This is a genomic window from Psychromonas saccharinae, from assembly GCF_051201515.1.
In the GTDB taxonomy this organism is placed as follows: domain Bacteria; phylum Pseudomonadota; class Gammaproteobacteria; order Enterobacterales; family Psychromonadaceae; genus Psychromonas.
In genome coordinates this window covers 2,201,793-2,226,930 of the sequence record NZ_CP195153.1, presented here as the reverse complement: position 1 = coordinate 2,226,930, position 25,138 = coordinate 2,201,793, and the positions used below count along the sequence as shown (strand labels likewise).

29 protein-coding genes and 5 pseudogenes are annotated in these 25,138 nt (G+C 36.7%); 6 read left to right on the top strand and 28 right to left on the bottom strand.

Annotation, left to right across the window (positions count from 1 at the left end; all coding sequences use genetic code 11):
- Positions 1-183 precede the first annotated feature (183 nt).
- The 11 genes and pseudogenes from ACR30L_RS09870 to ACR30L_RS09820 all read right to left on the bottom strand — a co-directional run bounded on the left by ACR30L_RS09870 (position 184) and on the right by ACR30L_RS09820 (position 8,844).
- Positions 184-1,260 carry a hypothetical protein gene (locus ACR30L_RS09870; RefSeq protein WP_435237833.1) on the bottom strand — a complete coding sequence of 359 codons (1,077 nt, stop codon included), beginning with the start codon at positions 1,258-1,260 and terminating at the stop codon, positions 184-186.
- Positions 1,253-2,371 (bottom strand): ATP-grasp domain-containing protein, encoded by a 1,119-nt coding sequence (locus tag ACR30L_RS09865; protein WP_435237832.1) that lies wholly within the window; start codon positions 2,369-2,371, stop codon positions 1,253-1,255. Before ACR30L_RS09865 ends, ACR30L_RS09870 begins: the two co-directional genes overlap by 8 nt.
- Positions 2,365-3,618: a F390 synthetase-related protein gene (locus tag ACR30L_RS09860; protein ID WP_435237831.1), complete on the bottom strand. Its 1,254-nt coding sequence runs from the start codon at positions 3,616-3,618 to the stop codon at positions 2,365-2,367. The genes ACR30L_RS09865 and ACR30L_RS09860 overlap by 7 nt, the downstream gene beginning before the upstream one ends.
- A complete protein-coding gene (locus ACR30L_RS09855; RefSeq protein ID WP_435237830.1) occupies positions 3,615-4,478 on the bottom strand; it encodes an MBL fold metallo-hydrolase in 864 nt (287 codons plus the stop codon). The genes ACR30L_RS09860 and ACR30L_RS09855 overlap by 4 nt, the downstream gene beginning before the upstream one ends.
- A complete protein-coding gene (locus tag ACR30L_RS09850) occupies positions 4,447-5,433 on the bottom strand; it encodes an NAD-dependent epimerase/dehydratase family protein (protein WP_435237829.1) in 987 nt (328 codons plus the stop codon). The genes ACR30L_RS09855 and ACR30L_RS09850 overlap by 32 nt, the downstream gene beginning before the upstream one ends.
- Positions 5,430-5,882 (bottom strand): 3-oxoacyl-[acyl-carrier-protein] synthase III C-terminal domain-containing protein, encoded by a 453-nt coding sequence (locus ACR30L_RS09845; RefSeq protein WP_435237828.1) that lies wholly within the window; start codon positions 5,880-5,882, stop codon positions 5,430-5,432. Before ACR30L_RS09845 ends, ACR30L_RS09850 begins: the two co-directional genes overlap by 4 nt.
- Positions 5,883-5,954: 72 nt before the next feature.
- A pseudogene (locus ACR30L_RS09840) lies at positions 5,955-6,020 on the bottom strand (hypothetical protein); the annotation flags it as partial.
- Between the two features lie 50 nt (positions 6,021-6,070).
- Complete coding sequence (locus tag ACR30L_RS09835) at positions 6,071-6,418, bottom strand: hypothetical protein (protein WP_435237827.1); 348 nt, start codon at positions 6,416-6,418, stop codon at positions 6,071-6,073.
- Positions 6,419-6,540: 122 nt separating this feature from the next.
- Entirely contained in the window at positions 6,541-7,539 is a 999-nt protein-coding gene (locus tag ACR30L_RS09830) for a Rieske 2Fe-2S domain-containing protein (RefSeq protein ID WP_435237826.1), read from the bottom strand.
- A 62-nt stretch (positions 7,540-7,601) separates the two neighbouring features.
- The gene (locus ACR30L_RS09825) at positions 7,602-7,877 is read right to left on the bottom strand and encodes a hypothetical protein (protein ID WP_435237825.1); all 276 of its coding nucleotides are present in this window, start codon (positions 7,875-7,877) and stop codon (positions 7,602-7,604) included.
- Between the two features lie 199 nt (positions 7,878-8,076).
- Entirely contained in the window at positions 8,077-8,844 is a 768-nt protein-coding gene (locus tag ACR30L_RS09820; protein ID WP_435237824.1) for an SDR family NAD(P)-dependent oxidoreductase, read from the bottom strand.
- A 104-nt stretch (positions 8,845-8,948) separates the two neighbouring features.
- Between ACR30L_RS09820 and ACR30L_RS09815 the strand changes: the two genes are divergently transcribed.
- Entirely contained in the window at positions 8,949-9,284 is a 336-nt protein-coding gene (locus tag ACR30L_RS09815; protein ID WP_435237823.1) for a winged helix-turn-helix transcriptional regulator, read from the top strand.
- A gap of 393 nt (positions 9,285-9,677) precedes the next feature.
- On the opposite strand, the gene ACR30L_RS09810 is transcribed toward ACR30L_RS09815, so the two are convergent.
- The 5 genes from ACR30L_RS09810 to ACR30L_RS09790 form a co-directional block, all read right to left on the bottom strand.
- Positions 9,678-10,091, bottom strand: a complete 414-nt coding sequence (locus ACR30L_RS09810; protein WP_435237822.1) for a hypothetical protein — start codon at positions 10,089-10,091, stop codon at positions 9,678-9,680.
- Positions 10,091-10,783: a D-Ala-D-Ala carboxypeptidase family metallohydrolase gene (locus tag ACR30L_RS09805; protein WP_435237821.1), complete on the bottom strand. Its 693-nt coding sequence runs from the start codon at positions 10,781-10,783 to the stop codon at positions 10,091-10,093. Before ACR30L_RS09805 ends, ACR30L_RS09810 begins: the two co-directional genes overlap by 1 nt.
- Positions 10,784-11,889: 1,106 nt before the next feature.
- Entirely contained in the window at positions 11,890-12,135 is a 246-nt protein-coding gene (locus ACR30L_RS09800; protein WP_435237820.1) for a hypothetical protein, read from the bottom strand.
- A 75-nt stretch (positions 12,136-12,210) separates the two neighbouring features.
- Positions 12,211-12,495, bottom strand: coding sequence for a hypothetical protein (locus tag ACR30L_RS09795; protein ID WP_435237819.1), 285 nt, complete (start codon positions 12,493-12,495; stop codon positions 12,211-12,213).
- 165 nt (positions 12,496-12,660) lie between these two features.
- Positions 12,661-13,065, bottom strand: coding sequence for an imm11 family protein (locus ACR30L_RS09790; RefSeq protein WP_435237818.1), 405 nt, complete (start codon positions 13,063-13,065; stop codon positions 12,661-12,663).
- 38 nt (positions 13,066-13,103) lie between these two features.
- Here ACR30L_RS09790 and ACR30L_RS09785 point away from each other — a divergent pair.
- A protein-coding gene (locus ACR30L_RS09785; protein ID WP_435234152.1) for an IS3 family transposase occupies positions 13,104-14,260 on the top strand; the annotation gives its coding sequence in 2 pieces (ribosomal slippage) (positions 13,104-13,350 and positions 13,350-14,260; 1,158 coding nt in all).
- Here ACR30L_RS09785 and ACR30L_RS09780 read toward each other — a convergent pair.
- The 10 genes and pseudogenes from ACR30L_RS09780 to ACR30L_RS09735 all read right to left on the bottom strand — a co-directional run bounded on the left by ACR30L_RS09780 (position 14,231) and on the right by ACR30L_RS09735 (position 20,821).
- On the bottom strand, positions 14,231-14,515 hold the full coding sequence (locus tag ACR30L_RS09780; RefSeq protein WP_435237817.1) for a hypothetical protein: 285 nt from the start codon (positions 14,513-14,515) through the stop codon (positions 14,231-14,233). The genes ACR30L_RS09785 and ACR30L_RS09780 overlap by 30 nt on opposite strands.
- Positions 14,516-14,624: 109 nt before the next feature.
- Positions 14,625-15,158, bottom strand: coding sequence for a CbrC family protein (locus ACR30L_RS09775; RefSeq protein WP_435237816.1), 534 nt, complete (start codon positions 15,156-15,158; stop codon positions 14,625-14,627).
- Positions 15,159-15,576: 418 nt separating this feature from the next.
- Positions 15,577-15,814: pseudogene (locus ACR30L_RS09770) on the bottom strand (transposase); the annotation flags it as partial.
- 117 nt (positions 15,815-15,931) lie between these two features.
- On the bottom strand, positions 15,932-16,579 hold the full coding sequence (locus ACR30L_RS09765) for a GAD-like domain-containing protein (protein ID WP_435237815.1): 648 nt from the start codon (positions 16,577-16,579) through the stop codon (positions 15,932-15,934).
- Positions 16,576-16,791, bottom strand: coding sequence for a polymorphic toxin type 15 domain-containing protein (locus ACR30L_RS09760; RefSeq protein ID WP_435237896.1), 216 nt, complete (start codon positions 16,789-16,791; stop codon positions 16,576-16,578). Before ACR30L_RS09760 ends, ACR30L_RS09765 begins: the two co-directional genes overlap by 4 nt.
- A 109-nt stretch (positions 16,792-16,900) precedes the next feature.
- On the bottom strand, positions 16,901-17,530 hold the full coding sequence (locus ACR30L_RS09755; protein ID WP_435237814.1) for a hypothetical protein: 630 nt from the start codon (positions 17,528-17,530) through the stop codon (positions 16,901-16,903).
- Complete coding sequence (locus ACR30L_RS09750; protein ID WP_435237813.1) at positions 17,531-18,253, bottom strand: hypothetical protein; 723 nt, start codon at positions 18,251-18,253, stop codon at positions 17,531-17,533.
- Positions 18,254-18,443: 190 nt separating this feature from the next.
- Positions 18,444-18,671, bottom strand: coding sequence for a Type I secretion system protein TolC (locus ACR30L_RS09745; protein ID WP_435237812.1), 228 nt, complete (start codon positions 18,669-18,671; stop codon positions 18,444-18,446).
- 523 nt (positions 18,672-19,194) lie between these two features.
- On the bottom strand, positions 19,195-20,121 hold the full coding sequence (locus tag ACR30L_RS09740) for a hypothetical protein (protein ID WP_435237811.1): 927 nt from the start codon (positions 20,119-20,121) through the stop codon (positions 19,195-19,197).
- Positions 20,122-20,140: 19 nt separating this feature from the next.
- Complete coding sequence (locus ACR30L_RS09735) at positions 20,141-20,821, bottom strand: hypothetical protein (protein WP_435237810.1); 681 nt, start codon at positions 20,819-20,821, stop codon at positions 20,141-20,143.
- Positions 20,822-20,978: 157 nt separating this feature from the next.
- Here ACR30L_RS09735 and nfi point away from each other — a divergent pair, with 157 nt between their 5' ends.
- Positions 20,979-21,716 (top strand): deoxyribonuclease V, encoded by a 738-nt coding sequence (gene nfi / locus ACR30L_RS09730; RefSeq protein WP_435237809.1) that lies wholly within the window; start codon positions 20,979-20,981, stop codon positions 21,714-21,716.
- Positions 21,717-21,827: 111 nt separating this feature from the next.
- Positions 21,828-22,091 (top strand): annotated as a pseudogene (locus tag ACR30L_RS09725) (IS66 family transposase); the annotation flags it as partial.
- A 23-nt stretch (positions 22,092-22,114) separates the two neighbouring features.
- On the opposite strand, the pseudogene ACR30L_RS09720 reads toward ACR30L_RS09725, so the two are convergent.
- Positions 22,115-22,312, bottom strand: a pseudogene (locus ACR30L_RS09720) (transposase); the annotation flags it as partial.
- A gap of 208 nt (positions 22,313-22,520) precedes the next feature.
- Here ACR30L_RS09720 and istA point away from each other — a divergent pair.
- Both istA and istB read left to right on the top strand, forming a co-directional pair.
- Positions 22,521-24,065, top strand: a complete 1,545-nt coding sequence (gene istA / locus ACR30L_RS09715; RefSeq protein WP_435234393.1) for an IS21 family transposase — start codon at positions 22,521-22,523, stop codon at positions 24,063-24,065.
- Positions 24,066-24,074: 9 nt separating this feature from the next.
- On the top strand, positions 24,075-24,827 hold the full coding sequence (gene istB, locus ACR30L_RS09710; protein ID WP_435234394.1) for an IS21-like element helper ATPase IstB: 753 nt from the start codon (positions 24,075-24,077) through the stop codon (positions 24,825-24,827).
- Positions 24,828-24,907: 80 nt separating this feature from the next.
- On the opposite strand, the pseudogene ACR30L_RS09705 reads toward istB, so the two are convergent.
- Positions 24,908-25,093: pseudogene (locus ACR30L_RS09705) on the bottom strand (IS256 family transposase); the annotation flags it as partial.
- Positions 25,094-25,138 lie beyond the last annotated feature (45 nt).

Genomic DNA, 25,138 nt, shown 5'->3' with positions numbered 1-25,138 from the left:
TTGTAACATTCATCAAAAAAAAACAACAGACTAACATTAATCAAGTTGATTTTGTAACGTCAATCTGCCTCCTATGTGTTGTATATCAACTACCTATCTGGCTTTTTTTATATATTCAAAACCGATTTTACAACAATCGCTATCTGTAAAAATTTGAATGTCCAGAGAAGTCGACTTAGTTGGTTACAGCTTGTAATGAGTTAATAATGGGCGATAGACCATCCGACCCAGTCCACTCAGTATTCGCCATGTCATGCGTTGAAACCACGGCAAATGCGCAGTGTAAATAAAACTATATTCAATACACGGAATTGCTTTGCGATTAACCTTAAAAGTCGGCGCACCTGAGCTCATATTGAAACGTAAGTTGTTTTCTTTCGCATAGTTAATAGAGAACGCTGAAATACGTCGGTATAATCCTAACTTTTGGGACTTATCGGTTTGATATCCAAAAATCGGGCAGGTCATGTCCCCATCAATAATCACCATTCCCAACGTAGCCAACATTTCTCCCCGATAAAATAAGCCAAACAAAGATAACATTTCTGCTTCTACAGCATGTTGAAGATACTCAACGGTAAAATGAATATTATTCTGGCTATATTTATCTAAATACAGCAAATCATATAGTTCCTGTGCGCGTTGATATTCATTTAAGGTTGATAGCGGCTTAAACTGCCAATGTTGTTCATTTAATAAAGCCATATCTTTTTTTAAATCGCGATTAAATGAAAAATTTTGCCATTGGTGTTGAAGATAGACCTGCCGTGTAACTAATGACACCCAATGATCGTCATTAAGTGATTTAATTAAATGGCTATGTTGCACTGCATTAAGCGAACGTAGCACTAATGCTGTATTAGGTGATTTATTCAACGCCTGTTGCCGTAATGAGACTATATCAATATTACGCCAATCTTGACTGTACATATTGGTTGATAGACACTGATTATTAAGTGTTTGCACGCAATCTAATTTGGCAAAGCTTAGCCAAGCTCGCATCGATTTAACTAAACCAACACAGGCTATTCGGATCCAATAATTATCAATCTTCGGTATTTCATCTAATGCATATCCAGCAATAAGGGTTAACGGTGACACAGCATAACAATTATCTGCAACCGATTTAGATATAGTAGCGGGAATATAGACACCATCTTGAATATAATAGGTAATATCAGCCATTAAATGATCAATAGGTTGTGATGTCATTAATGTAACAAAGGATTGGTGCCATTGGTTTGAAGACAGTTTACTCATTATTTTTATGCCCATTCCACTCTATATCATAGGTAGTAGCATCACTCAGTGGTATTTTATAGCGTTTGGCAATCTGAAATAATTCAAACAAGCTACAAAATTGAGCACCAAAACTAAATGTATGTGCTAAATGGCGCATAACATTTTGACCCCTAAAATAATCTTGCCATGTTTTACCACGTCCGAGTGATGTTACTCCCTGCGAGAACAGCATGGCAACACCGAGATGATGTAACTGTGTTGTTTGAAGTGTTGAAAAAACTAAATGGGGGAAAACTGATTCACACTGCTTTGCGACAAGATGCAGTCCACTGGTTGCCCTTGGATTACATTCAATGACGTAAATACATTCATTTTCTATCATAAAATCAAAGGACACTTGCCCGTGAAAATGAAATTTACGGCCAAATGCCACCATAAACCGATGAATTGAATGATTAGTCACTGGTTTAAATCCACTCGCGGCTGATTGATTCACACAATACTTTGGCAAGTAAGCTTGATGAACTCTCAATTCACCATGTTCAAACAACGCGTAATTACATAGCGATTCACCCTGTATCTTTTGTTGCTGAACCCACTGCCTCTCAGGTGAAATCGACAGTACATCTACACGTTGACGCGTTACTTGTCGAATAACATGACTGCCAAAGCGCGAATAAACGGGTTTTAAAATAGTTTCCTTATTAATTACAACATCACTTTTATTACGAATAAGACGCGTGACGGGCAATAACACTTCAGGTAAATCATTAATTAACTCAAACACCTGATGTTTATGATGTAATCCAAATAAAAGATCTGGTGACGGCAATAACCAATTCACTAATGGCCGTAAAACAGCACACTGAGCAAGGTAATAAATCTCTTCGCAGGTGGGGATCACCATATCAACATTAAATTGATCGATGATCGCCAATATGTCTCTGCGATAATGTGTAAAATTGAATCGTGGTGAATGTGTCTTTATATAATGTTCAATAGAACGGCAATAGGCGCCCAATGGGTTTTTCAAGGAATCGGTTAAAATAACACGATGCCCTAAACGAATTAAGGCATTCGCCCATTCGATAGCAACTGGCGCTCTTGCACCGGTGACTAACACTAACATTGATTCACTACCCTTCGCTGTTTATTGCTTATCTGCCAGTTTGGTGCTGGATGGTAGTCAAATATAACTTTATCGAGCTTTAACTGTTTAAACAACGCGGTTAAGGCATTGGTAATTAACACATGAAATTCGGGGGATGATTCAATACAAAGGGTATGCTTTGCTGTTTGAATAATACGATAATCTATCCGCTGCTCACTTGCTAAAGCTATTGCACGATAAACAAGATCCGGTAACACTACGGAATTTACACCATGTTGAGTAAGGGTTAGGCAATCACCACAACGTCCTGCTATGGCACCAATTGGCTCAAAAAAGCCTGTGTCTTTCTGTACGACAATAACATCATCTAATTGATATCGAATAATAGGCTGAGTACGACGTCTAAAATCAGTAATAATCGGACTGTAATGTGTTTTATCAGCATTTAACCAGTACTTCTCAATATAAACGATGTCCTGATTCCACCTCATCTGTCCATAACTATCAGTACACCCGAGGAAACCTTCGGTACATTGATAGACCTCATGCACATCGCAGGAAAATCGATCAGTAATAAACGCTTTATCTGCCTTAGTTAACACTTCTGCACCTGAAATAATGCGTTCAGGCCGCATCTCAGGTGATGTAAAATGCCCACTATGTAGGGCACAAAGTTGTAAGGCCTGCGCACTGCCTACTAATAAAGTCGGTTGAAAGCGATCTAATTCCGCAATCCACTGTTGATAAGGTTTGTTTAAATCCGCATAAAAAAATTGGATCGGTCCCTTTGCTACGCTCGAATATAATGGGCTGTCAGCACGCAATGCTAAGGCGATACGATGCGTTTGGCATCGACGAGGTAACAACTTTGCCAGGATATTACCCGCCCAAATTTGTTGTTCGTGTTTATCGGCTAAAAACAATCCACGTTGGCCGGACGTACCAGAAGATAAACCAACGGTAATACCTTCTACAACAGAATCTTTGAAACTCCGAGTTTGCTCCGCTTTTAATGCCGTTTCCATTAACTGCGCTTTTTTAAGCCCTCTGGTATTAATATCATCTAAATTTTCCATCATGATTGCTTTATTCATAATTGGAAAGTCAGTTAATGGTTTCCCGCTCAAATGCTTGTAAAAATGAGAATGCTGGCATACCCAATTTAGATGCGTTGTGATTTGTCGTTGTTGCCAATCTTCAACCCGTGCGCGAGATCCAAATCGTCGATACCGCGTTAATACAAATTCCTGTAATAACCGGATCATTGCATCCATCCACGTGTCGTTAACAAAGACAGAGTTTCTGAACAATGAGAAGGCACAAATTGCACATCATCACCGACCTGCTGATAGAAACCTCTGAGTTGTTGAAGAGTATGGCGATACGCGCGCATATCATCACACAATATATTGGCAATCCAATGTTGATTGACACCATCACGTAAACTGTCGATCAACCAACATGCATCGGCCAATAAACATATCCAACGGTTAGTTAAACGTACTAACAAACCGATCTGACCAGCTGCGTGCCCTGGTAAGTTAATGATATAAATTAATCCATCGTCGAATAAATCTTTGCAATACAAATCAACATTTAATAATTCAGGAAAGATTGCAGCAATAGGGATAGGATATTGATCGTGGAACTGCAATTGTTGTTCTACATTATTCGGTAACAGTGTCGGCAAATATCCCTTACGAATACCATTCAATCGACCACTTGTTTTAATCGCATTAAATCCAAGTCTCGCGCAATGGATCACAGAGGATCTGAATTCACCCACTGCTGCAATATGATCGGCATGAAAATGAGAAAGCACAAGGTGGTCTATTTGCTCAATAGTAATATTTTCTTTAGCTAATTGAAAAACGATGCCATTTTCTTCGTGATAATGACAAGGTGTTGTCCACGCATAAAAACGTTCTGGGAATGAACGTGTCGATTTAAAAAAACAGTTGTGATACCCGGTATCAAAAAGGACATATCCCTGTGTGGGATGACTAATTAATCCAACGCCAGCGGGAAATACCCTCGGTTTGATTCCACTGCCAGGTTTAACGACAAAGCCAGGGTGAACACAGGAACCCGCTTCAAATATCTTTACTTGCAAACCATTTTGCATATTCTGCTATCCCCTGTTCGATGGTAAATAAAGGCCGGTAACCTAATAATGCTTTTGCTTTACTGATATCGATTGTTTGATGAAAATTCAATAAACCCGCACTGTAACAGGTGATCTTTGGTTCAGGACGATGAGGTAACCGATAACGGATCCATTCATTTAACTTCAATAACGGCGAAAGTAAAACATAGGGTAAAGCGCAAATAGTGACAGGTTGTTTTAATGAATCAAATAGACAGTTAATGATTGAATATGCTTGCATGGGCTGATCATTACAAATATTGAAAATCTCACCATGATCTAGTTTATCAATATTTATGCAGGCAAGCATTGCAGCTAAAGCAACATTATCAACATAGGATAAATCAACGTGGGGGTTACGTGTCGAAGGTAACAACAATCGAGAACCTTTTTTCGCATCGAATAAACGTGGAATAATCGCCCGATCATGAGGACCAAAAATACCACGAGGACGCAAAATAACGCCTTTAACTTTCCCTTCAATCACCACCTTTTCTGATAGGTACTTCGTTAATGCATAATCATTACAAAATGCGGTTGCGACCGGATCAGTTTCTTTAATCGCTAATTTGTCTGTATAGTCGAAATACACGCTGGTTGATGAGATATGAATAAATTTATTAATATTTAATAAACTCGCCACCTCAACGATATTTTGCGTAGCCTTAACATTCGCTTGGTAAAACGCTTCATAGGTTCCCCAAGGGGATGAAAGTGCAGCGCAATGAATAATCGCATCCATTCCTTTGCAAGCAAGCATTACTGCATGTTTATCGGTCAAATCACAAAGGTGCCCTTTCACACCATAGCGTTGTTCTAATTCGGCAGAAATTCGGGTATTTCGACCAATGAAATGCAGTTCATGTTGCTGGTGGTACATCCGTAAAATGGCCGTCCCTAACATGCCTGTGCCACCCGTAACAAGAATTTTCATAAACGAATTAATCCCATCCCGAGAGACAGACCTGCAGCAGATCCCATCAATAAAACAGTTTTTCCATTATTCCCTTGGTCGGTGCGTAACAAATGTAAATTAATAGGAATTGAAGCTGCCACTTGATTGCCTAACATAGCAAAATTATTCACGATTTGTGATGTCGAAAATCCCGTTAATTTCGGTAATTTTTTTAACGCATGGAAACTGGCTTGATGTGGGAGTAAATAGTCAATGTCGTTTACAGCAATATCAGCTTCGTTAAGCCCTTGTGAAATAAATTTAGGTAGAACTTTACGAATAGTTTTGAATAGTTTTTTACCATCCATCTCAAACTGACAAACTTGTAAATTTTCTTGATAACTTAACTTATGCGGGTTGAGATGACTTCCACCACCTTGAATTTGACAATGTGCATAACCTGCATGGTGTGTTTCAAATCGACGCATAATTAGCCCGCACGCTTGTTGATCTTTTTCCAACAAAAATGCAGCAGCGCCATCGGCAAATAAAGAAGCAACATCAACAACAGGCTGGTTATTTTTTAAGGTGACGCCGGTTGCACATTCACTACTAACAATCAGAATACGTTGGTAGCGGTTAGCAATAAATAAACTCTGTGCTAAATCTAACGCCGTTAAGAAAGACAGGTACTATTAATATCAAAACTTTCGATGTAATGAGGCGCATTTAAAAAGGCGAGCAATCCCGCAGCATCATAGGGCAATGATTGATGATGAGTGCCACTGGCATAAATAACGAGATCCACATCTGAGATGATTAAATTGGCATTTGCTAAACACTCCTGAGCTGCTTTTCCGGCCATCGACATCGCAGTTTCATGATTATCTGCAACGTATTTTTGGCTCACACCGTATTTTGTGTTGACGGTTCCCTCGGGTAGATTCAAAAATTGATCAAGTTTATCAGCCTGCCAAGGATGCCTCGGTAAGTAAATTCCACTAGAAACAATATTAAATGCCATAATTAACAACCAGTTATTGAGTATAAATATCAAAATAAAGGAATATTGTAATCTTGTCTACTTTTTATCAAATAAACACAATAGTATTTAATAAGTGCTTATAAATTAACTAATTAAATGCGTTAGAGATATATTTCAATACACTTTTCCTCAACAACAAAAGGTTCTCCATTTTGAATTTTATCAATATAGGGCCGCATAATATCCAACATTGTATGTTTGAACGGCGTGTCTTTAAAATGAACAAAATTATCAGATTGCTGTTTTAGTGCTTTTTTATCTTGCTTTAAGGCCAACAAAAATAATGGCGTAATAATAGATAATTTAAGCCAATTAGGGAGTCGTGTTTGACGGAATGTAATTTGAGAAAAGAACAGATTTTGGTTATGACTGGTTGGGACAATAATAAAGCGATTAGTCATTTCGATGCCGTTGTTGGAATGAAACGCTAGCTCAATAATATTAGGTTTTATCAAACGACCATAACTACAAATAATATGCCGTCCAAGTATATTACCTATTATCCCTGTTTGATTCGATTCTTCCGTATATTTAACTTCAACACCGTGCTCAATTCCTTTTATTTCAGCAACAGTTCGATTTTTTGTGCGCTGACTTCGTATTAATCCATCGTGAATAAAGGCAGTATGTAGCGGATCTAAAAAATTCTCCAGTACATCTTTAATATCGCCGGTAATCGTTGTTTGATAGGAATAGATATCAGGTTTTAATAAATCCTGATGGTAAGGAGTAAAGGGTTTATCAGGTTGTAAACACACCCAAATAAGGTGTTCATGTTCAACAATACTGTAAGTAGGCAGCAGACACCCACTGCGCGGTGATTTATCAATAGTGCCAGGTAAATCCGTTAATCTGCCATCACTATCAAACTTCCAACCATGATAACCGCAGCGTAACTCCCCTTTTATAACTTTCCCTTGAGACAAAGGAAACTTACGATGAGGACAACAATCATCATGTACCGTTAAACCAGATAGTCCTTGATAGATAACCAATTTTTTACCTAAAAGAATGACCGACATTGGCTTTTTACCCAGCTTTTTGCTTAAAGCAACCGGATACCAATATTCATCCATCTTGGTTTTATTAGGTGAATCCATTCAAAATTCCATTTAATTGTAAACACGATAAAAACAGTCGATATAAATAATAAGCACAACAATCATCTATTAATAAGTGATAATTTTCGCAAGTACGTTTGGTATTTAATCAATCCAGATTCTAATTCAAAATGTTGCACTTTTGCATCTTTAAGTTTTATAGCGTGAGAAAAATGAACACCGATCATTTTAGCCATGCCCTGCAACCCTTCTGGCGCCGTTGACACTAACTCAGCCAACAAAGGCGGAATGTCATCAATATATTGTTCTAACGTACTGGGAGTTTGATAAACACTATCCATCATATTTAATAACTTTACTCTATTTTCGTCATTCATTTTGTAATTTCCATATTTATTTTTATAATAGTATCAACAAATTAACAGTAAAATACAATGCTTTGCACCTAGGTATGTTTGACTTAATATTCATATATCTCGCAAAAACGCCTTTAAATAAAATGGCTTGTATTTTACACAAGCCATTTATATTTTAGATAATATATCAATAACCTATTTGGATATTGTTTACTTACATTTAATTTCTTCCTGCCATGACTCCGCCGTCTACATCCCATATTGCACCTGTCACCCAACTTGTATCATCACTGAGTAAAGAATTAACCACCGTCGCAATATCTTCTGGTTGACCAATTCTTCCGATGGGATGAAAACCATTAAAAGTCGCGAGTGTCTCATCCATTACTTCCGGATCAATAAAGGATTCAAATATTGTTGATTTAACCAACGCCGGAGAGACTGCATTAACACGAATATTGTGTTCTGCTAATTCCATTGCCATATGCTGTGTTAATGCATGCAATCCAGCTTTTGCCATTGAGTATGCAGAGGACGGCGTAGCTTTAATCGCTTGCTTAGCCCACATAGAACCAATATTGACAATCGCCCCACCGCCATTAGCCATCATATTTTTTGCAACAGCCTGCGATATAAAAAAGATTGCGCGGTTTAGCTCTTGGTAAATAGCATAATCATTATTATTATGCTCAATAAATGGCAAGGGTTTGAAATAACCAGCTGAGTTAAGTAGATATTTAATGTGTTGCTCTTTATGGTTAATAAATTCGACAATACTTTGTACATCTTCTGCTTTATACAAGTCAGCTTGCATTGTACTGATTTCGCCAAACTCAGAAAGTGTCTGTTTAGCGTGTGCTAATTTTTTAGGATCACGTCCGACAATGATTGTTTTTATATTCCGTTTTAATAATAATTTAGCACTTTCTAATCCCATTCCACTTGACCCGCCAATAATAAGTGCTGTAGGTTGATTTGTATTTTTCATCAGATGATCCTCTTCGGTTTGTGTGAAATGAAAGATTACAATTATTGGTTGTGCCTAAAAAGTAGGTACAATTCAGTTAGGTAGGTACATTTAGGTATATCTTTATGATTAATAACAGAAAAATATTTTTGAGAAATTCAGCTCCCGAACGTAGTGCACGTATGGTAGAAAACGTTTTCCGGTGTAAATGGTCACTGACGGTCTATCAACTCTTGGCCGAAGATATCAATAGACCGGGAGAAATGGTGCGCAGTGTAGAAGGTCTCACAACAAAAGTACTGAATGAGTGTCTGAAGAAAAATATTGAATTTGGCATTATTAAGCGAATTGAATACAACGAAATCCCGCCAAGGGTAGAATATATTGTGACGCCTCTTGGTAAAAAATTCATCCGTATTTTGGATCAACTAAAAGCATTACAAAATGAAATGGATACCTAGCATTTATGGCTTATCATATTTTCTATTTTAATCATCTCCTCGCTGTTTCCAACACAGATTAAGATTGAGTGCTTTACCCTTGATTAGTAAGTAATTTTTAATTGTTAATAATATAAATGGTGTTATTTTGCACCGGTAAATTAATGTTCCCATCCGTTTAACATTCAATCCTAATGGATTTCCTATTAATACTAGGTTACTGATGGAGACACAGCCAACACCAGAAACCTATGCGCGGCTAGAGGGAGCACTTTTAGTGAATAGTTTAAATGTATTGATAAAAATCCGTAAAACCAAACAAAAAAAGCATGGGAGACCAGTACTTTCTTTGGATGGTTTATGATATGAAAAGTCATATTATGCAATACATTAATATGACTTAAAATCTCTGGCTTACTCCATTATAACTAGAGTATTAACAAATTTGCTCAAATTTTCTTGAGCAGTAGTAACTCTTATTAACGCATCATTGTAAGCGCTTAGGTCTGTCTTTTTATTTATTAATTTTAAAGACAATTTTGCATTTTCAAGTTCCTGAGTTAATAAAGTACCTTGAATATTATTTACCCAATTATCAAATCCTATATGTTGTATGTCCCAAGACGTATTGCCCACTTTTTCATTGTGTTCACTCGAACTTAACTCTGTTAAATTTCGAAAACTATCCAAAGACTCTGAAATGTAGGTTAAATACTTATTCGATTTTGCAAGTGTAAACTGATTTTCGTTAGAATTTGAATTATCACCAGCAATAGACAGTGAGCTAAAAAAGATTGATAAAATGATCACACAAACATTTAAGTTCATTATTTATTTCCCCATCTTGCGGCAGTTCCTCTAATATCATAATGCACAAAAGTATTATACAAGCCAAGTCCACCTTCTCGGATTTTTCCTTCAGATATTAAATCAAGAATTGCTTTATGAACTTCTTTCGGAGTCATACCCTTTACGCTTATATCCGCAGCTTTAGCAGTTAGATGACAACTACTAGAAACGCCACCAACCTTGGAATTATGTTCAGGAGTTCTATATCCACAATTAATATGAATCGGCTTTGCAATTTTTTCCCTCAACACACTTAATTGTTCTGCTAATATTTTTACGTTATTTTTATATTCATTCGGAACAGGAGTTTTTGAAGAATCATGACAAGCAAACTCGGACCATTTAAAATATTTGGAGAGCACCATATTTTGAGCAACTTGCAATTTTTCAAAATCAGTCAATTTTTCATTAATTTTTCGATGACTTCGCCCATTTACATCAACTTTTCCATCAGCGCGAATCATACCAACAACCTTACTTTGAAATAGTTTAATCGCAGCAACCGTTTTCGAATTTTCAGGACGAGAGCCTAAACGACCATCTACAGTTAATATTTTAGTTGACGGGATGAGTTTAAGTAGTTTATTTAAAGCAGTTTGTACTGCTTTAACATCATTATTATTATTTACTCCACCAAGCCCGACAGCTTGGGTAATGCGCATTGATGACATCATATTTTCCTTGTCTTTGTTATGTATTGCATAATTGTAACGGTTAAAAATCAATTACAATTTAATTCGAGATTGAATCTCAACAGATAAATAGTCTGCGTATAAAAAAACATCCATCACATTCAACAAAAAAGAAGTTTTTGATGATATGTTTTAAGCTTAATTAAACCACACCCAATTTAAAATTTTGTACTTTATCGCACTTAAATTAAGCTTCCATCATGATGAAACAGATAGGTAATTAACCACCTTAATACTTACTTGAAACAAATAAAAAATAGTCGTTTTAGTTTCAAAGCTTTAGATGTTCCATCTTTGTTCTTTCGAAAGAAAGAAAAAGGAAAAAACAAGATCTGACTCATATGTTTTTTCTTATCATTGATAATTAATAAAGCGATTTTAATGCATATCCAAAGCTAACTTCAAGCTTTAATTTTGATTATTATTATATTAAATTTAAAAATATTTGTGTTTAATATTTTATATTTCAATAGTATTAATTTTGTGAATAATAATTATCTTGGTTACCACCTTTGCAAGGTAAATCTCAAAAAAGTAGGAAATCTTTACCTTTTTAGGATATTAATCGTTGAAAAATTTTAATGTTGCGAATTTAAAGTAGTTTGTAATTTACTAAAAAATAATAAGATTGATAGGGAGTCTTTATAGAAAAATACGTTATCAGTTAATGCTAATCGTTGAATATAATAGGAATAATGATTATTCATTTTTATAAAGTGTTCGATGAAGTTTTTACTATCCAACGTTTACCTGTAATTACAACAAACAATGCATGGCCTTCTACCGATTCAAAGTTAGAGCCTATTAGAAGGCATGAGTGTCCGATAGTTCACATACCAAAGGGAAATAATTGCGTTTTAGGATGTACCTAAAAAGTAATACATCCATAACTTTGCAGTTTTAGATAGTTTTTCTACGCGTAAAGCACAGTGTTTATAGTAATTGGAAGTAGAGATATTATGGTATTGGCAGAATTCATTAGTATCATTGAAATTACTACGCTGCTGAAAACGAGAAAGCGTCCATATATGTCCAGCAATATTTCATTAAGCATTTTTAAACTAATGAGAGCCCCGTTAATAACATTACTCTTCTGTACTTTCACTAATTGAAGGATGAGGTACTTCAAATTTTTTATATAGCTCATGATTTTCAATAATATCAGCAGTTAATTTCATAAGAGCCTTGTCACTAATATCTGAGCTAGAAATTTTAAAAGCTCTAGAAAAATCTACATAACTATTACAAAATACTACTGATAAAATATATTCTCCATCTACATTATATAAAGTATAAACCCATCGCTTTGAACATATTTTTTTTGTTGTCATTCTATTTTTATTCCTGTTTTCAAATCTATTGCTACATAATCATTTTTTGTCATACCAATTGTTGATATAACAGTTTCATAACTTCTTGTAGGTAATATCCCCCTGGTAACCATTTTCGATCTGCTCAGCAGGAATACCTAAATCTTTAGAGACCAAACTTACATCACCATTTGATTTCGCAATTATTGCGTCTATACCAGCCTTGGAAGTAAAAGGTAAGACAGCTTTAGCTAGCCCAAAGGGTGAACGCCATGGATGCAGAGAATAAAACCGTCCCGTATAATTATCTTCTTTATTGGCTTTACGTCCGATAAATTCATTTAATGAACGCATATACCACCTAAAAAATAGTACATTCATAACTTTTTCAGTTTTAGATAGTTTTTCTACGCGTAAAGCACGGTGTTTATAGTAATTGGAAGTAGAGATATTATGGTATTGGCAGAATTCATTAATACCACTGAAATCACTACGCTGCTGAAAACGAGAGAGCGTCCATATATGTCCTGTAAGTTTGATTCTAACCTAGATACCTCTAATATCTTCTTGATATTCGTTAGCGGGAACAAAAGTTATCCCTTTAAGACCTAACTGTTTAACTTTTAGCCTTATACTTTCATCAATGATAATTATCGGCATAAAGGCATTTTTTAAAGCAAACACATTTTCATTTTTAATCACGCTTTCTTTTAAAACTAACTGAGTAATGCCTGACACCATTCCATATTTAACACCAACAAAAACAGATTTATCAATATCAAATGCATCAAGGTATAACATTACATGCAAGGCATAAAAAAGAAATTCATTTTCCCCGCACAGAATTGAAACCGGAACAAACTCTAAAAACGTTGAATATGAAGAAAGAGTATCTTTAAATTCTTTTGAAACAATTGATAAAGAATATTCTGGTCTAATTGAACCGGACACTTTAATTCTGGATAATACTATCCACTATCGAGGTGATCATGAATACAAAACGTCAATACAGAACTTATACCAGTGAATTTAGAACCGAAGCATTATCGTTAATCAGTGAGCAGGGTTATACCGTTCAAGAAGCTGCATCCGCTTTAGGTATCACAACTAGCCTACTTTATAGTTGGAAACAAAAAGCAGAAGAGCATATAAATTCAACAGTAGATTCTGATGAACGAGCAGAGCTATTAGCCCTGCGTAAAGAAGTTAAACAGCTGCGTATGGAGAAAGAAATATTAAAAAAGGCCAGTGCCTTCTTCGCAAAAGAAATGAAATAAAGTTTCGATATATTCGGGCATGCCGTTCTAAATACCCCATAAAGTTGCTTTGTAATACGCTGAAAGTCAGTCGTAGTGCATTTTATGATTGGCTTGAACGGCCAGCTAAAATAATTAGTGAAGAAGAGCTGAACCTATACCGTACTGCACGGAAGCTGTTTAAACGCAGTCGTGGTAGCTTAGGGTCTCGTCAGCTGTGCAAAAAGTTAAGAGCTGAAGGCTTTAATGTGGGCCGGTATCGAACACGTAGCATTATGCGGAAGTTAAAGCTTATTGTGAAGCAGCGGCAGGCTTATAAAGTGACAACAAAGCGTAAGCATAGCGATAGTGTTGCGGATAATGTTTTAAATCAGCAGTTTAACCCAACCCAGGCAAACTTGGTTTGGGCTGGTGATGTAACATATTTAAGAACTAACCAAGGCTGGATGTACTTAGCTATTGTCATGGATTTATATTCTCGACGTATTGTTGGCTGGGCTATCTCACCGCGAATGACGGTTGATTTGGTTGAGCGTGCGTTACAAATGGCTATTAATATTAGACAACCGAGTTCAGGGTTGCTGTTTCATAGTGATCGAGGCTCTCAATATACGAGTGGTAGGTTTAGTCGGTTACTTAGTAAACATGGTATTACAGCATCAATGAGCAGCGTTGGTGCTTGTTTAGATAATGCAGTTGTAGAACGATTTTTTGGTAGTTTAAAGAATGAGTGGTTATTGAATATTGTGCATTTAACACGAGAATCAATGAAGGCTGATGTAGAAGAATATATCCGCTATTACAACCATGAGCGACTCCATACAACACTCGGAGATTTAACTCCGATTAATTATGAAAATTTACAAAGTCAGGTGTCCAGTTGTGCTTGACCAGAATACTCTGTTAATACGTGCATAATAATCTTTGCATTCGGCATCAGTCGGATTAGGCTTCGCTGTTCTATAAACAAAATAGTTGAGCAGCCATTGCATTCTTTCCGGCTTCCTAGATCCACTAAATTTATTGGTCATATGCGGGAAGCGTAAATCATTTGGGACTCTTTCTTCTCTTTCTAGCATTGCAATAATGCCTGGTGACGTTATTAATTTCCCATCGTCATAATAAAATTTTTTCTGACTTTTCATATTTATTCAATCTCTTCTAATTAAAAGGCATGAGTGTCCAAGAAATACTTTTAGAATCTGGGATTAAAATGCGTTAGCCGTATCTATATGTCTGATAGTTTATCTTATTCTATTCGTAATCGGCGACCAATCTATAATTATCACATTTACTACATTTGAATAAGGTCCCCCAAAGAGGGCTATTATCACGAATCAATTCAGCTTTGAGGTTCTCTTCACTTATATTTAAATTATCAATAATTTTTAATATATCATTCTGTAAAAGATCGAATTTAGATTCAATATTAACTTCACTAGAAGTACCTATAAGAACGCAATAATCACCACAATGTGAAGGCCAATTATCTTCTTGTGGGAAAAAAAATCCAGGTGTTCTTTTAGTTAGTTCATCGACGAACTGTTCATTATCCACCTTTTCAATTTCATCCTCATCAACAAAAGTCAAATCATACTTTTCTGCTGCCTTACCATTTGCAATACACCATGGACAAATACCATCAACTTCAACAATTGAATAAAAAGGTCCAACATATTCCAGCGAGTTCACTTTATTACAAACTGGACAAATCTTACTTGAAGGTACAAAAACCTCTGAACTAATAGGATCAGGGTGATATCTAAAATTAGGTAACTTATCACTCATATTTAATTCCTGAAAAATTAATCTACTACACACAATATCTACAAATTTACCAGGGACCTGGATCAATCCATTTCCCTGGTTCTGTTGGATCTGGAATAAGCATCTGACCTTTTTGTTCAAAATGCTCTCGAATCTCTCTTTCTCTTTGAGCTTTACCGCCAGCTGTTTTATTAAAGTAAGATTCTGCCGGTATCTTCTTTATTGGCTTTTCGGGCAATAAATTAATTTAGGCAGCGCATAAACCATGAGATATCCGCTAAGCGCCCTCGCCAGTCATCAATAATTTCAAGTGCCGCTTTATTTTCAGCCTCGGAGATGATTTGCTCTTTTTACCAACGCTCAACTAAAACGGGTTTCGATTAAAGCCGACACCAACGTTCACAAACTCCTTCATGGCTTAGTTTGCTATTGTTCTGTTCATCAACATGGAGAACTAAATGATAATGATTCGACATAATCGCATAGGCACAAATATCGAGATTAAACACTGAAGCGAGGTAATGCAGTCGTTCAACCACCCACTGGCGGCGGTGCTCAAAGGACTTTTCTATGTATTTATCTTCACCACACAAATAAGCGCGGCGAACACAAAGATAAATACAATGGTAATAAGGAGTATCGGATAACGAAACTTGCGATTGACGAGACTGAGTCATAATAACCACCTTCTAACATGCAACATAAGCCTAGTTAAAAGGTAGAATAGGAATGATTATCAGTCAAAGTCTGTGGGTGTCCAGTACTTTATCCAGTACTTTAATTCTCGTTTCCTGCTATACATTAATAATATCTGCCATTACACGTTTTTCACCAACTTCAGCTAAAAAATACAAATGCTCCTGTATCTTTACTTTTTGCAAATTTTGCAATGAATTCTCCCCCCCTAATACCAAAGCAGGTACAAATCCATACATTTCATCAAACTCTAAAGCTCCGAGTTTTGCAAGCGCTCTATCAAAAAGAGGATAATCATTTAGATCGACCTCATCTATCCGAGATTTAGTAATAATGAAGAAAAATGAGTCTATAGCTTTTTCCGAACCTTTGTCCTTCAAGTCATTAGCTTTATTAGCTGGAAAAAGCATTGAAAAATTCGGTTTTATTTTTAGACTTTGCCCTGAGTTTTCACCCCAAACGTAAAGAACTCCAAACGCACTACGTGCAATTACGTAATATTTATCTTTTCCAACAAGCTCAGTTCCTTCTAACCATAATTCTAAAAGTTCCTGGTAATCTGAAGGGTTTACTGTCCAAAATTGTCCTTCACCCCAACCACAAAAGCCATATTTTTTCCAATACTCTAGTAAACGTTCCGGCAACTTATTTTGAAAATACAAAATCGTTTCGGCTCTGGGTTGTTTAGATTTAATAGCAGGACCAAAACCCTGAGTATTATAGAACCTATTAAATAACCTATTCATAATTTCCTCTGTAAACTCACGTTCATTTTTGTATCTGGACCTAACTCTTTTATAGCTTGTTCTGCTGCTTCATCCATTAATTCAACCCTTTTTTTCCATTGAGCGCCTATTGAGCTATTAACACTCCCATCACCAAGCAATGTTACTTTATCATACCCACCTGCAATCATATCTGGATTATGCAAAGCATGTAATGAAAAAAGGCAGGACAGCCAAACCTTTTATTAATTATTCGTCAAAGTTTATGGCTGTCCTGTAATTCGCAGTCCAAGACTTTTTTGGCACTCGAGTTAATGCTCGAGTTATCGAGTTACTTACGATTTATCTCGGCGCACTAGCTATCCCAGATTTTTGTTGTTTGTTCTTCTCGATTGATGAAATTACTGATAATTGCATTTCTAAGTTGCCAGTTTCCAATTTCTTTCTAATTTTGAAGAACTCGATAAATTCTTTTTTTGTATTGGTAGAATAGCCATTTATTTTCAGAAAAAAATCTGAAGCACTTGATATAACTTCAATGTTTGTTTCAGATAAAATAATTTTTTTATAAAAATTAGAACTTATACTGTATTCAGGTTTACATTTATGTATTAACCAAACTGCTTCATCTTTTTCACAATCTAAATATATATCATAATTACCTATGAGCATATTTAGATAAGTGTTATCTCGTGTTTGAAAATAAAGTTCTGAGTAAACTCTATGTAAACCAGCCTGACCCATTTTTTTATTTGAAATAAACAACAGTAACGTTTTTAACGCTTTATCATAATTTAAATAAAAAAGCCATTTTGCTACTCCTGGAGAATTTAATTCATTAGTAAGTAGCTCGAATGCGTTCTTTTTTTCATTTATATTCATTTTTTCAAAATGAGAAAGATCATACCCATCCGCTTTTTGAGTTCCTACAGAATTATACTGCTGAAGAAAATTGTTATAAGTTTCTGTCATCTAAAAAATACTCCCAAATAATTTCAAAGCTTCATCACTTTTTGAATAAACAGTTACTGATTCTTCTATATTGCCAGAACTATTGACTCTTTTAATTGTAATATCATCAACATAGGGATTTTTATAAAGACTTGGCCATACCCTATTTTTCCATGTTGCCCCCCCTAATGGAAAACGATTCGCAGTCTGAATTGTTTCAATATTTCCAAGTGCGCCATTTGCATAATTTGTTGATACCTCTCCCCATAAATCCCATCCATATGGCCCTAAATCATTTTTTTCCCATGTAAAAATATCATTTAATTCATCCCAATTATTAATTACTTTACCACCAGACGTTTGTTCTAAAATAGTTTTTCCATTTTTGGCGGCGTAATCACCAGCCAATTTCACGTCCCCTGACCAAAATACTTTTTCTTTGGTTGAAGATACATCTAATCTATCAATTATTTCATTTAGAGCTGCACGTTTATCTACGTAATTAGTTGCATTTTTTGCTAAATTAACATGCGGCTGAAGTATGTTTCTAGCTTCTTTGATTTTTCCAGCTGAAGATAAATCTGAAATTAGTTTTTTGTCTTGGGCTGCCGTGTTTAATCCATTACCAGGCTTAACCATAGCTCCTCCCATCATCCCCATGTCAATAATGCTTGTAGCTTTAAATAACCGACTAGAATAACCAATACTAATTTGATCAACTTCAAAACTCTGGAGGACATCCATACACTTTCACCTACAGCATAATACTATTTCCGTTGTTAACAAATCAAAGTACTAACCGACATAGTTTGCTATCTAGCAATAAAAACTTTTAATAAAACAAAGGGATGGTAGTGGGACTGGTTTTAAGGCATGGAAAAAATTGCCGCTTGCCAATAACAAATAATTTAGAGGCCAACAGTACGTTTAGTCGTTAATGCAATCGGCGTAGTTGGTTTTTACTTGCAAAAAGCATGGGTGTACAGCAATTTGCTGAAGCGAGGTAATTCATTCGTTCAACCACCCACTGGCGACGGTGCTCAAATGACCTTTCCGTGTATTTATCTTCACCACACAAATAAGCACGACGAACACAACGAGAAATACAATAGTAATAAGGGGTATCGGATAATGAAGCTTGCGATTGACGAGACTGAGTCATAATAAACCACCTTCTAACCTGCAACATAAGCCTAGTTAAAAGATGGAATAGGAATGATTATCAGTCAAGGTTTGTGGGTGTCCAGTACTTTCACTTAGTAAATGAACGAATCAATTCACAACCCTAAACGGTAATATGCATTGATGATTTAAAACGGTTTGTCTTACTTGGAACCTCAGCTGGACTTCTGCCATAAAGGCATTGTGGGTGCAAAGGCTTGTAAGACTTCTTCTGGAATTCAGGAGGGCGCGACTCCCCATAAAGAGTCATTAAGACGCCGGATATATGTCAAGAAACCGTTATCTCATAAATGAAAAAAGCAGTTCAGGAAAAGGTGATCTATCGACTAAAAAGATACAATGCAAAAACAAGTTTAATCAGAAGAGATAACCCTTAGTATTTAATCTATTACGTGGTTTTTGCACTCAATTGATTATTAAAAGCAAAGAAAAAATAGTTTTCCCTTGTATTACGAGGAGTGACCATATATGTCCAGCAATTTGAATGCGATCCAGAGTTCAGGTTAAGTATTTATTTTTGTCCACTCTCTTTGCGCATTAGGTTCATAACGAACAAACCAAGGGTTCGGTTGTTGTTCTGCTGGGATAAAATTAATTGCGTTAGGTGTTTCAAATACACCGACAGGTTGGCCTTTATCTTTTAAGCAGATAAATTGACCGTCTACTAATTCAAAAATACCGGCTTCCCCACCTGCTAAAAATATACGCTCATCAATTGCCCCCACACCGTACCAAGAATATTTAGCCGAGCCGATATCTATAAAACCATCATGTACATTACCAACTAACAAGCAACCACTTCTACCTGTGATGTAAACCAATGCACTAGAGATAACTTTAACATCTGTAAAAGCATCATCAATTTTTACATTGTCAGGCAACGTCACTTTATGCCATGTTTTCCCATCAAAATGATGGATATTGCCATGATAGCCGACAATATAAACATCATCACTGGCTGAGCCATCAATAGCATTAGGTGCTTGTGGTAGCAGATATTCAGTCCAATCTGAACCATTCCAATGTAAGGCGGGTCCTGCAAATGATGTCACCCAAACGTCAGAATCAGTTGTTCCCCAAATACCGTTTAACTGCCCTTTGAATACTTCTGTAGCTTGCCAGTTAATATCAAAGGAACCACTGTTAAACTTTAGCAAATTAAACGGAGGATACTTAAACGTTACTTCCGCCGTAGTAAATACATCTCCTTGATCGTCCACTACCCAGAGATTACCAATGTCAGATGACCACATGGCATTGAGTTGGAAATTACAACCTAAACATGTTTTCGTAAGATTTCTTAATGTAAGACTAACTCCACCAACCGCCCCAGAGGCATTTGATTCATTATAATATGTAATTAACCTGTGCTCTCCAAATTTTGACTGTATTAAATCAATGACATGTATTATCTCATAATTATTACGCATTTTTAGATTACCTTATTAATTAAAAACTATCACTACTATCAATAATAACATCATCAGGCACATCCCCACCACCAACTAAATTTGACATTGGTGCATCTTTATTTACCCCTGCTAGATCTAAATAATTTTCCGTATCAATACGGATTGCCTTGGCTACAGCTTCAGCTTCATCTTTCGGAACTCTAGCTTCGTAAACACCAGGCGTTCGTGCTATCGTATCCATGCTCAATGATTTGGCGGTTTCGACTTCCATATGATCTAACCATTCGTTTACAGATGCAAACTTACCTTGATCATGCAGTGACTTAGCATAATTTTTTTCAACATCAGTTAAATATCTATGCTCAGTTCCTTTGCTCTGATCATCAAACACAAAATAGGTGATTGCATCTCCTTCATTATAAGTACCAAATTCATCTCCAATTGGCACTTTAGCACGAGCTTCATTTGGTAATTTAGAGCGAGACGTAAAGTTTGAATGGGGTATCACGTGTTCCCGTTGGAAGCCTGGCATAGATATTTTTTTTAATTCTTTATACGGCCCTACGATGAAGCCATGTTTGGCGTAAAGTTCTTGACGACCCGCCAAAGTCTTAACCATCTCCGCAAAATTATCTACACTTGCCTCAACAATTTTAGAAGTAGAAACCGCTAACTTAGTTGTCAATGCCCCCAAACCACCTGTTATAGTATCAAACACTGTCTGTTGTTGATCTAATCTAGTGATATAATTATTAGTGCATTTCAAAACAGTAAAAACACAATATATAGTATTTTTCTAGTTACTCAACACTACAGATAGGTGCTGAGTAGATACAAATGATTAAATATAAAATTAATATGAAAGAGAATGAATTATGCAACCAATAATTACTCATCCTTGGAAGATAACAGAAAAACAAGCTCTACAACTCCAAGAAAAACTTGCTAGTAAAGTTATAAAAAAAGACAAACATAATGAGATAAAACTAATTGCAGGCGTCGATGTCGCTTATGCTAAAGAAACTAACAAAATAATAGCTGCAATTATTATTCTTGACGCTATAACCTTTGATATTGTTGAAACCTCCATTGCAGAAGATATTGAACAATTTCCTTATATACCGGGATTATTTTCCTTCCGGGAGTTACCTTCCTTAATTAAGGCATTTGCTAAATTAAAAAACATACCAGACTTAGTTGTATGTGATGGCCAAGGTTATGCGCATCCAAGACGATTTGGTTTAGCTTGCCATTTAGGTGTTATTTTTGATATACCAACGATAGGTTGCGGTAAAAACCGCTTGTTAGGCACACATGATAATGTCGACACAGAAAGAGGTTCAATAGCCCCTCTTATTGATAACAATGAAGTTATTGGAAATGTCTTGAGAACTCAAAATAACATCAAGCCCATTTATGTTTCAATTGGCCATAAAGTTTCATTAGAAACAGCGACTAGATGGATATTAAAACTTGCTAACCACTACAGATTACCTGAGACAACGAGGAAGTCAGACCAAGCTGTTAAAAAAGCAATGAGCGATTTTCAACTTAACCAGGAACATGAAACAATTAATCTGAGCGTCGAATTATTGAACAAAAGTTCTCATTAATGAAACTTACTATTAGCGTATCAGTATTATTAAATTCTGATTACAAGATAAAGTAATCGTATTTAATAATAAATCACAAAGACCTATACGTAGATGTTTAGTGATGAGCGAATACGCTATATAGATGATGGGCGATTAAGCATCGATAACAATCGCGCAGAGCGTGCAGTAAAACCATTTGTGATAGGACGAAAAAACTGGTTATTTAGCCAAACAGCGAATGGTGCGCAAGCCAGTGCCACACTTTACAGTATTGTGGAAACCGCTAAGGTCAATGGTTTGATGCCATTCGATTATATCTGTGCCTGCCTTGATGAACTGTGCCAACCAACCCCCGACATCGATAGTTTGTTACCATGGAATTTCAAAAAATAGGTCTGGTTCGCTAGACGCTTACCTTTGAACGTAGCCACAATTTCACGTGTCGTCATGCCTTTGGCATAAAAGCTAAGCACCTTATCATCCATAGAAGTAAACCGAGTTTGTTGTTTTTTGACGAGTTGAGGCTCAAACGAACCTTCTCTGTCACGGGGAGTTTCCAGTTCAAACTGCCCATCATCAGTAATGATAGTTTTGGTTGAAGTGCCGTTACGTGCATATTTTCATCCATGGAGATCAGCTAATAACATCCATCGAGATCACCTAATAACATCAACTTAGATCAGCAAATAACATTCATGGAGATCAGTTTTGAGCCAAAATGTTATTTAGCGATCTTCATCGATGTTATTGATTTGCTCACTTTCTAGTCAATAGGTGTGTTTAACCGTTACTCTGTCATTTTTTAATGTGATGAGAGTAACCATGTCAACAGTACCTATAACGATGAAAAAATTAAAAGATATACTCCGCCTCAAATACGGACAAAAACTAAGCCATAGGCAAATAGCGAAGAGCCTATCTATTTCCCCCTCCGTTGTCTCTCGCTATTGCGCTCGAGCCGCAAAAATGGGGATCATGGATTGGCCGCTAGACGATACCTGGGATGACGTTACTCTCAAAAACACCTTTCTAAAAACCAAAGCGCCACTGAAAAAACACAGCTTACCAAACTGGCAAGTCGTGCAAGATGAGCTTAAAACACGTAAGTATATGACCTTGCAACTTTTGTGGGAGGAATATGCTGATAGCAATCCGGCTGGCTATTACAGTTATAACCATTACTGTCGCATGTACCGACAGTGGTGCTCAACGCTACGCTTATCAATGCGACAAACGCATCATGCGGGTGAAAAGCTGTTTGTCGATTACTGCGGTCCTACGATTGCTATCGTTAACCCTGATACAGGTGAGTATCGAAATGCCCAAGTCTTTGTCGCGGTTATGGGGGCGAGCAACTATACCTATGCAGAAGCAACTTGGTCTCAAAAGTTGGAAGACTGGATAATGAGTCACGTACGTTGCTTTGAATTTCTTGGTGGCGTCCCTGAAATGGTTATCCCTGATAACCTTAAAAGTGGTGTTCATAAAAGCTGTCGCTATGAACCAGATTTGAACCCTACTTACCATCAGCTATCCGCACATTATGATACGGCTATCATCCCCGCAAGACCTTATAAACCGAAGGATAAATCAAAGGCTGAAGTAGGCGTACTGATTGTTGAGCGTTGGATAATGGCCAGGGTTCGTAAAGAGACCTTCTTCAGTCTAAAGCAACTCAATCAGCGCATAGCCGAGTTGCTCAGTTGGATGAACAATAAAGTGATGAAGCAATATAATGAATCCCGTATATCGTTGTTTCAACGTATCGATAAACCCGCGCTAAAGCCTTTACCGGACTCAGTTTATCAGTTCACCTATGTTAAAAATGTTCGCGTTAATATCGATTACCACGTTGAAATCGAAAAACACTATTACTCAGTACCTTATAACCTTGTTAAAAAGCAGCTTGAAGCCCTGGTAACAGGCCAGCTTATCACCTTAAAGTTTGAGGGGAATACGGTTGCAACTCATCCTCGCTCGTATCAAGCCGGAAGGCATACCACACAAGATGTGCATATGCCTCAAGCTCATCAAAAACAGCAATGGTCACCAGCACGGTTTGAAAGCTGGGCTAAGAGTATTGGCCCAAATACACTCGCGCTAGTACAAACGCATCTAGCAAGCCGAAAGCACCCAGAGCAAGCTTATCGTTCATGTTTAGGGCTACTTAATTTATCGTCGAAATACAGCAAAACTCGGTTAGAAAAGGCTTGTGAACGCGGTCTTATTACGGGGGCTAATCGGCTTAGAAATATAATTAATATACTGCAAAAAGGATTGGATAAAACACCAATATTAGAGCAACAGCCTGATTTATTATCCGAGATCGAACATCAAAATATACGTGGCAATGATTACTATCACTAGGGAAAGACTATGCAAGAAATTACACAACAACTTAATCAATTAAAACTGACAGGCATGCGTGATGCTCTTGAACAACAACTTATGCAAGCAAATACCTATGCTGAATTAAGCTTTACTGAGCGTTTGCAGGTACTTCTGGCTCAAGAGCTTACACAACGTCAACAACGACGTATTGAGAGGCTTACCCGGCAAGCTAAGTTCAGGCAAAGAGCTGCGCTTGGTGATATCCAATACAAAGCTAGCCGTAACCTAGATAAAGCCCAGATAAGGACGTTAAGCCAAAGTGAATGGTTGAATCATGCGCATAACTTAGTCATCACTGGTGCAACGGGATGCGGTAAAACCTATATTGCCTGCGCACTTGGAGTCGAGCACTGTAGGCAAGGTAAAACAGTATTCTACTTCCGGCTAAAAGAGTTGCTCGAGCAGATGTACCTTGGGCAGGCAGAAGGCAGTTACCGAAAGCTTATCGGTAAACTTATTAAAGCAGATTTACTGATCATTGATGACTGGGGTCTAGAGCCATTAAATGCGAATCAACGTAGTGACTTACTTGAGCTTATTGATGGTCGCTACGACCATCACGCCACATTAATAATCAGTCAATTACCGATATCGAATTGGTATGAAATGATAGGTGAATCGACACATGCCGATGCAATACTCGATCGATTAGTACACCGGTCAATTAAAATAGAATTAGAAGGAGAATCGATGAGAAAAATGATAAAACCATTGACTCATGGAGATCAAAAAAAGTAGATTAAACGAGGTCCTGTTGATTAGAGAGTTAGCGATCTCCATGGATGGTAATCAGTGATCTTCTTCATGTTAATACGCACGTTACGGCTATTACTGGTAGATGATTGACGATGTTTAGAGTAACCGAGATGTTCGTCAAGCTCAGCATTTAATGCTGCTTCAACGGTTATCTTGGTCAACATCTGACTAAAGTTGTTAAGGTCTTTTTCTGTTTTTAATGTTTTAGCGGCTTCACGAGCGAACGCTTCTAATTGCTTCTGATCCATAACTGCTTATCCTTTTCCAAATAGTAGGATTATAAATAAGCAGTT

Excerpts from the sequence above, each read along its gene's own strand:
- ACR30L_RS09750 (WP_435237813.1), bottom strand. The coding sequence starts at position 18,253 with ATGGATGTCCTCCAGAGTTTTGAAGTTGATCAAATTAGTATTGGTTAT.
- ACR30L_RS09860 (WP_435237831.1), bottom strand. The coding sequence starts at position 3,618 with ATGATCCGGTTATTACAGGAATTTGTATTAACGCGGTATCGACGATTT.
- ACR30L_RS09830 (WP_435237826.1), bottom strand. The coding sequence starts at position 7,539 with ATGGATTCACCTAATAAAACCAAGATGGATGAATATTGGTATCCGGTT.
- ACR30L_RS09800 (WP_435237820.1), bottom strand. The coding sequence starts at position 12,135 with ATGACAACAAAAAAAATATGTTCAAAGCGATGGGTTTATACTTTATAT.
- ACR30L_RS09870 (WP_435237833.1), bottom strand. The coding sequence starts at position 1,260 with ATGAGTAAACTGTCTTCAAACCAATGGCACCAATCCTTTGTTACATTA.
- nfi (WP_435237809.1), top strand. The coding sequence starts at position 20,979 with ATGCAACCAATAATTACTCATCCTTGGAAGATAACAGAAAAACAAGCT.
- ACR30L_RS09745 (WP_435237812.1), bottom strand. The coding sequence starts at position 18,671 with ATGACTCAGTCTCGTCAATCGCAAGCTTCATTATCCGATACCCCTTAT.
- ACR30L_RS09780 (WP_435237817.1), bottom strand. The coding sequence starts at position 14,515 with ATGAAAAGTCAGAAAAAATTTTATTATGACGATGGGAAATTAATAACG.
- istB (WP_435234394.1), top strand. The coding sequence starts at position 24,075 with ATGCAAGAAATTACACAACAACTTAATCAATTAAAACTGACAGGCATG.
- ACR30L_RS09765 (WP_435237815.1), bottom strand. The coding sequence starts at position 16,579 with ATGAATAGGTTATTTAATAGGTTCTATAATACTCAGGGTTTTGGTCCT.
- ACR30L_RS09850 (WP_435237829.1), bottom strand. The coding sequence starts at position 5,433 with ATGAAAATTCTTGTTACGGGTGGCACAGGCATGTTAGGGACGGCCATT.
- ACR30L_RS09805 (WP_435237821.1), bottom strand. The coding sequence starts at position 10,783 with ATGTCATCAATGCGCATTACCCAAGCTGTCGGGCTTGGTGGAGTAAAT.
- ACR30L_RS09740 (WP_435237811.1), bottom strand. The coding sequence starts at position 20,121 with ATGCGTAATAATTATGAGATAATACATGTCATTGATTTAATACAGTCA.
- ACR30L_RS09865 (WP_435237832.1), bottom strand. The coding sequence starts at position 2,371 with ATGTTAGTGTTAGTCACCGGTGCAAGAGCGCCAGTTGCTATCGAATGG.
- ACR30L_RS09815 (WP_435237823.1), top strand. The coding sequence starts at position 8,949 with ATGATTAATAACAGAAAAATATTTTTGAGAAATTCAGCTCCCGAACGT.
- ACR30L_RS09755 (WP_435237814.1), bottom strand. The coding sequence starts at position 17,530 with ATGACAGAAACTTATAACAATTTTCTTCAGCAGTATAATTCTGTAGGA.
- ACR30L_RS09795 (WP_435237819.1), bottom strand. The coding sequence starts at position 12,495 with ATGAATGTACTATTTTTTAGGTGGTATATGCGTTCATTAAATGAATTT.
- istA (WP_435234393.1), top strand. The coding sequence starts at position 22,521 with ATGTCAACAGTACCTATAACGATGAAAAAATTAAAAGATATACTCCGC.
- ACR30L_RS09845 (WP_435237828.1), bottom strand. The coding sequence starts at position 5,882 with ATGCGTCGATTTGAAACACACCATGCAGGTTATGCACATTGTCAAATT.
- ACR30L_RS09775 (WP_435237816.1), bottom strand. The coding sequence starts at position 15,158 with ATGAGTGATAAGTTACCTAATTTTAGATATCACCCTGATCCTATTAGT.
- ACR30L_RS09820 (WP_435237824.1), bottom strand. The coding sequence starts at position 8,844 with ATGAAAAATACAAATCAACCTACAGCACTTATTATTGGCGGGTCAAGT.
- ACR30L_RS09855 (WP_435237830.1), bottom strand. The coding sequence starts at position 4,478 with ATGCAAAATGGTTTGCAAGTAAAGATATTTGAAGCGGGTTCCTGTGTT.
- ACR30L_RS09810 (WP_435237822.1), bottom strand. The coding sequence starts at position 10,091 with ATGAACTTAAATGTTTGTGTGATCATTTTATCAATCTTTTTTAGCTCA.
- ACR30L_RS09835 (WP_435237827.1), bottom strand. The coding sequence starts at position 6,418 with ATGGCATTTAATATTGTTTCTAGTGGAATTTACTTACCGAGGCATCCT.
- ACR30L_RS09825 (WP_435237825.1), bottom strand. The coding sequence starts at position 7,877 with ATGAATGACGAAAATAGAGTAAAGTTATTAAATATGATGGATAGTGTT.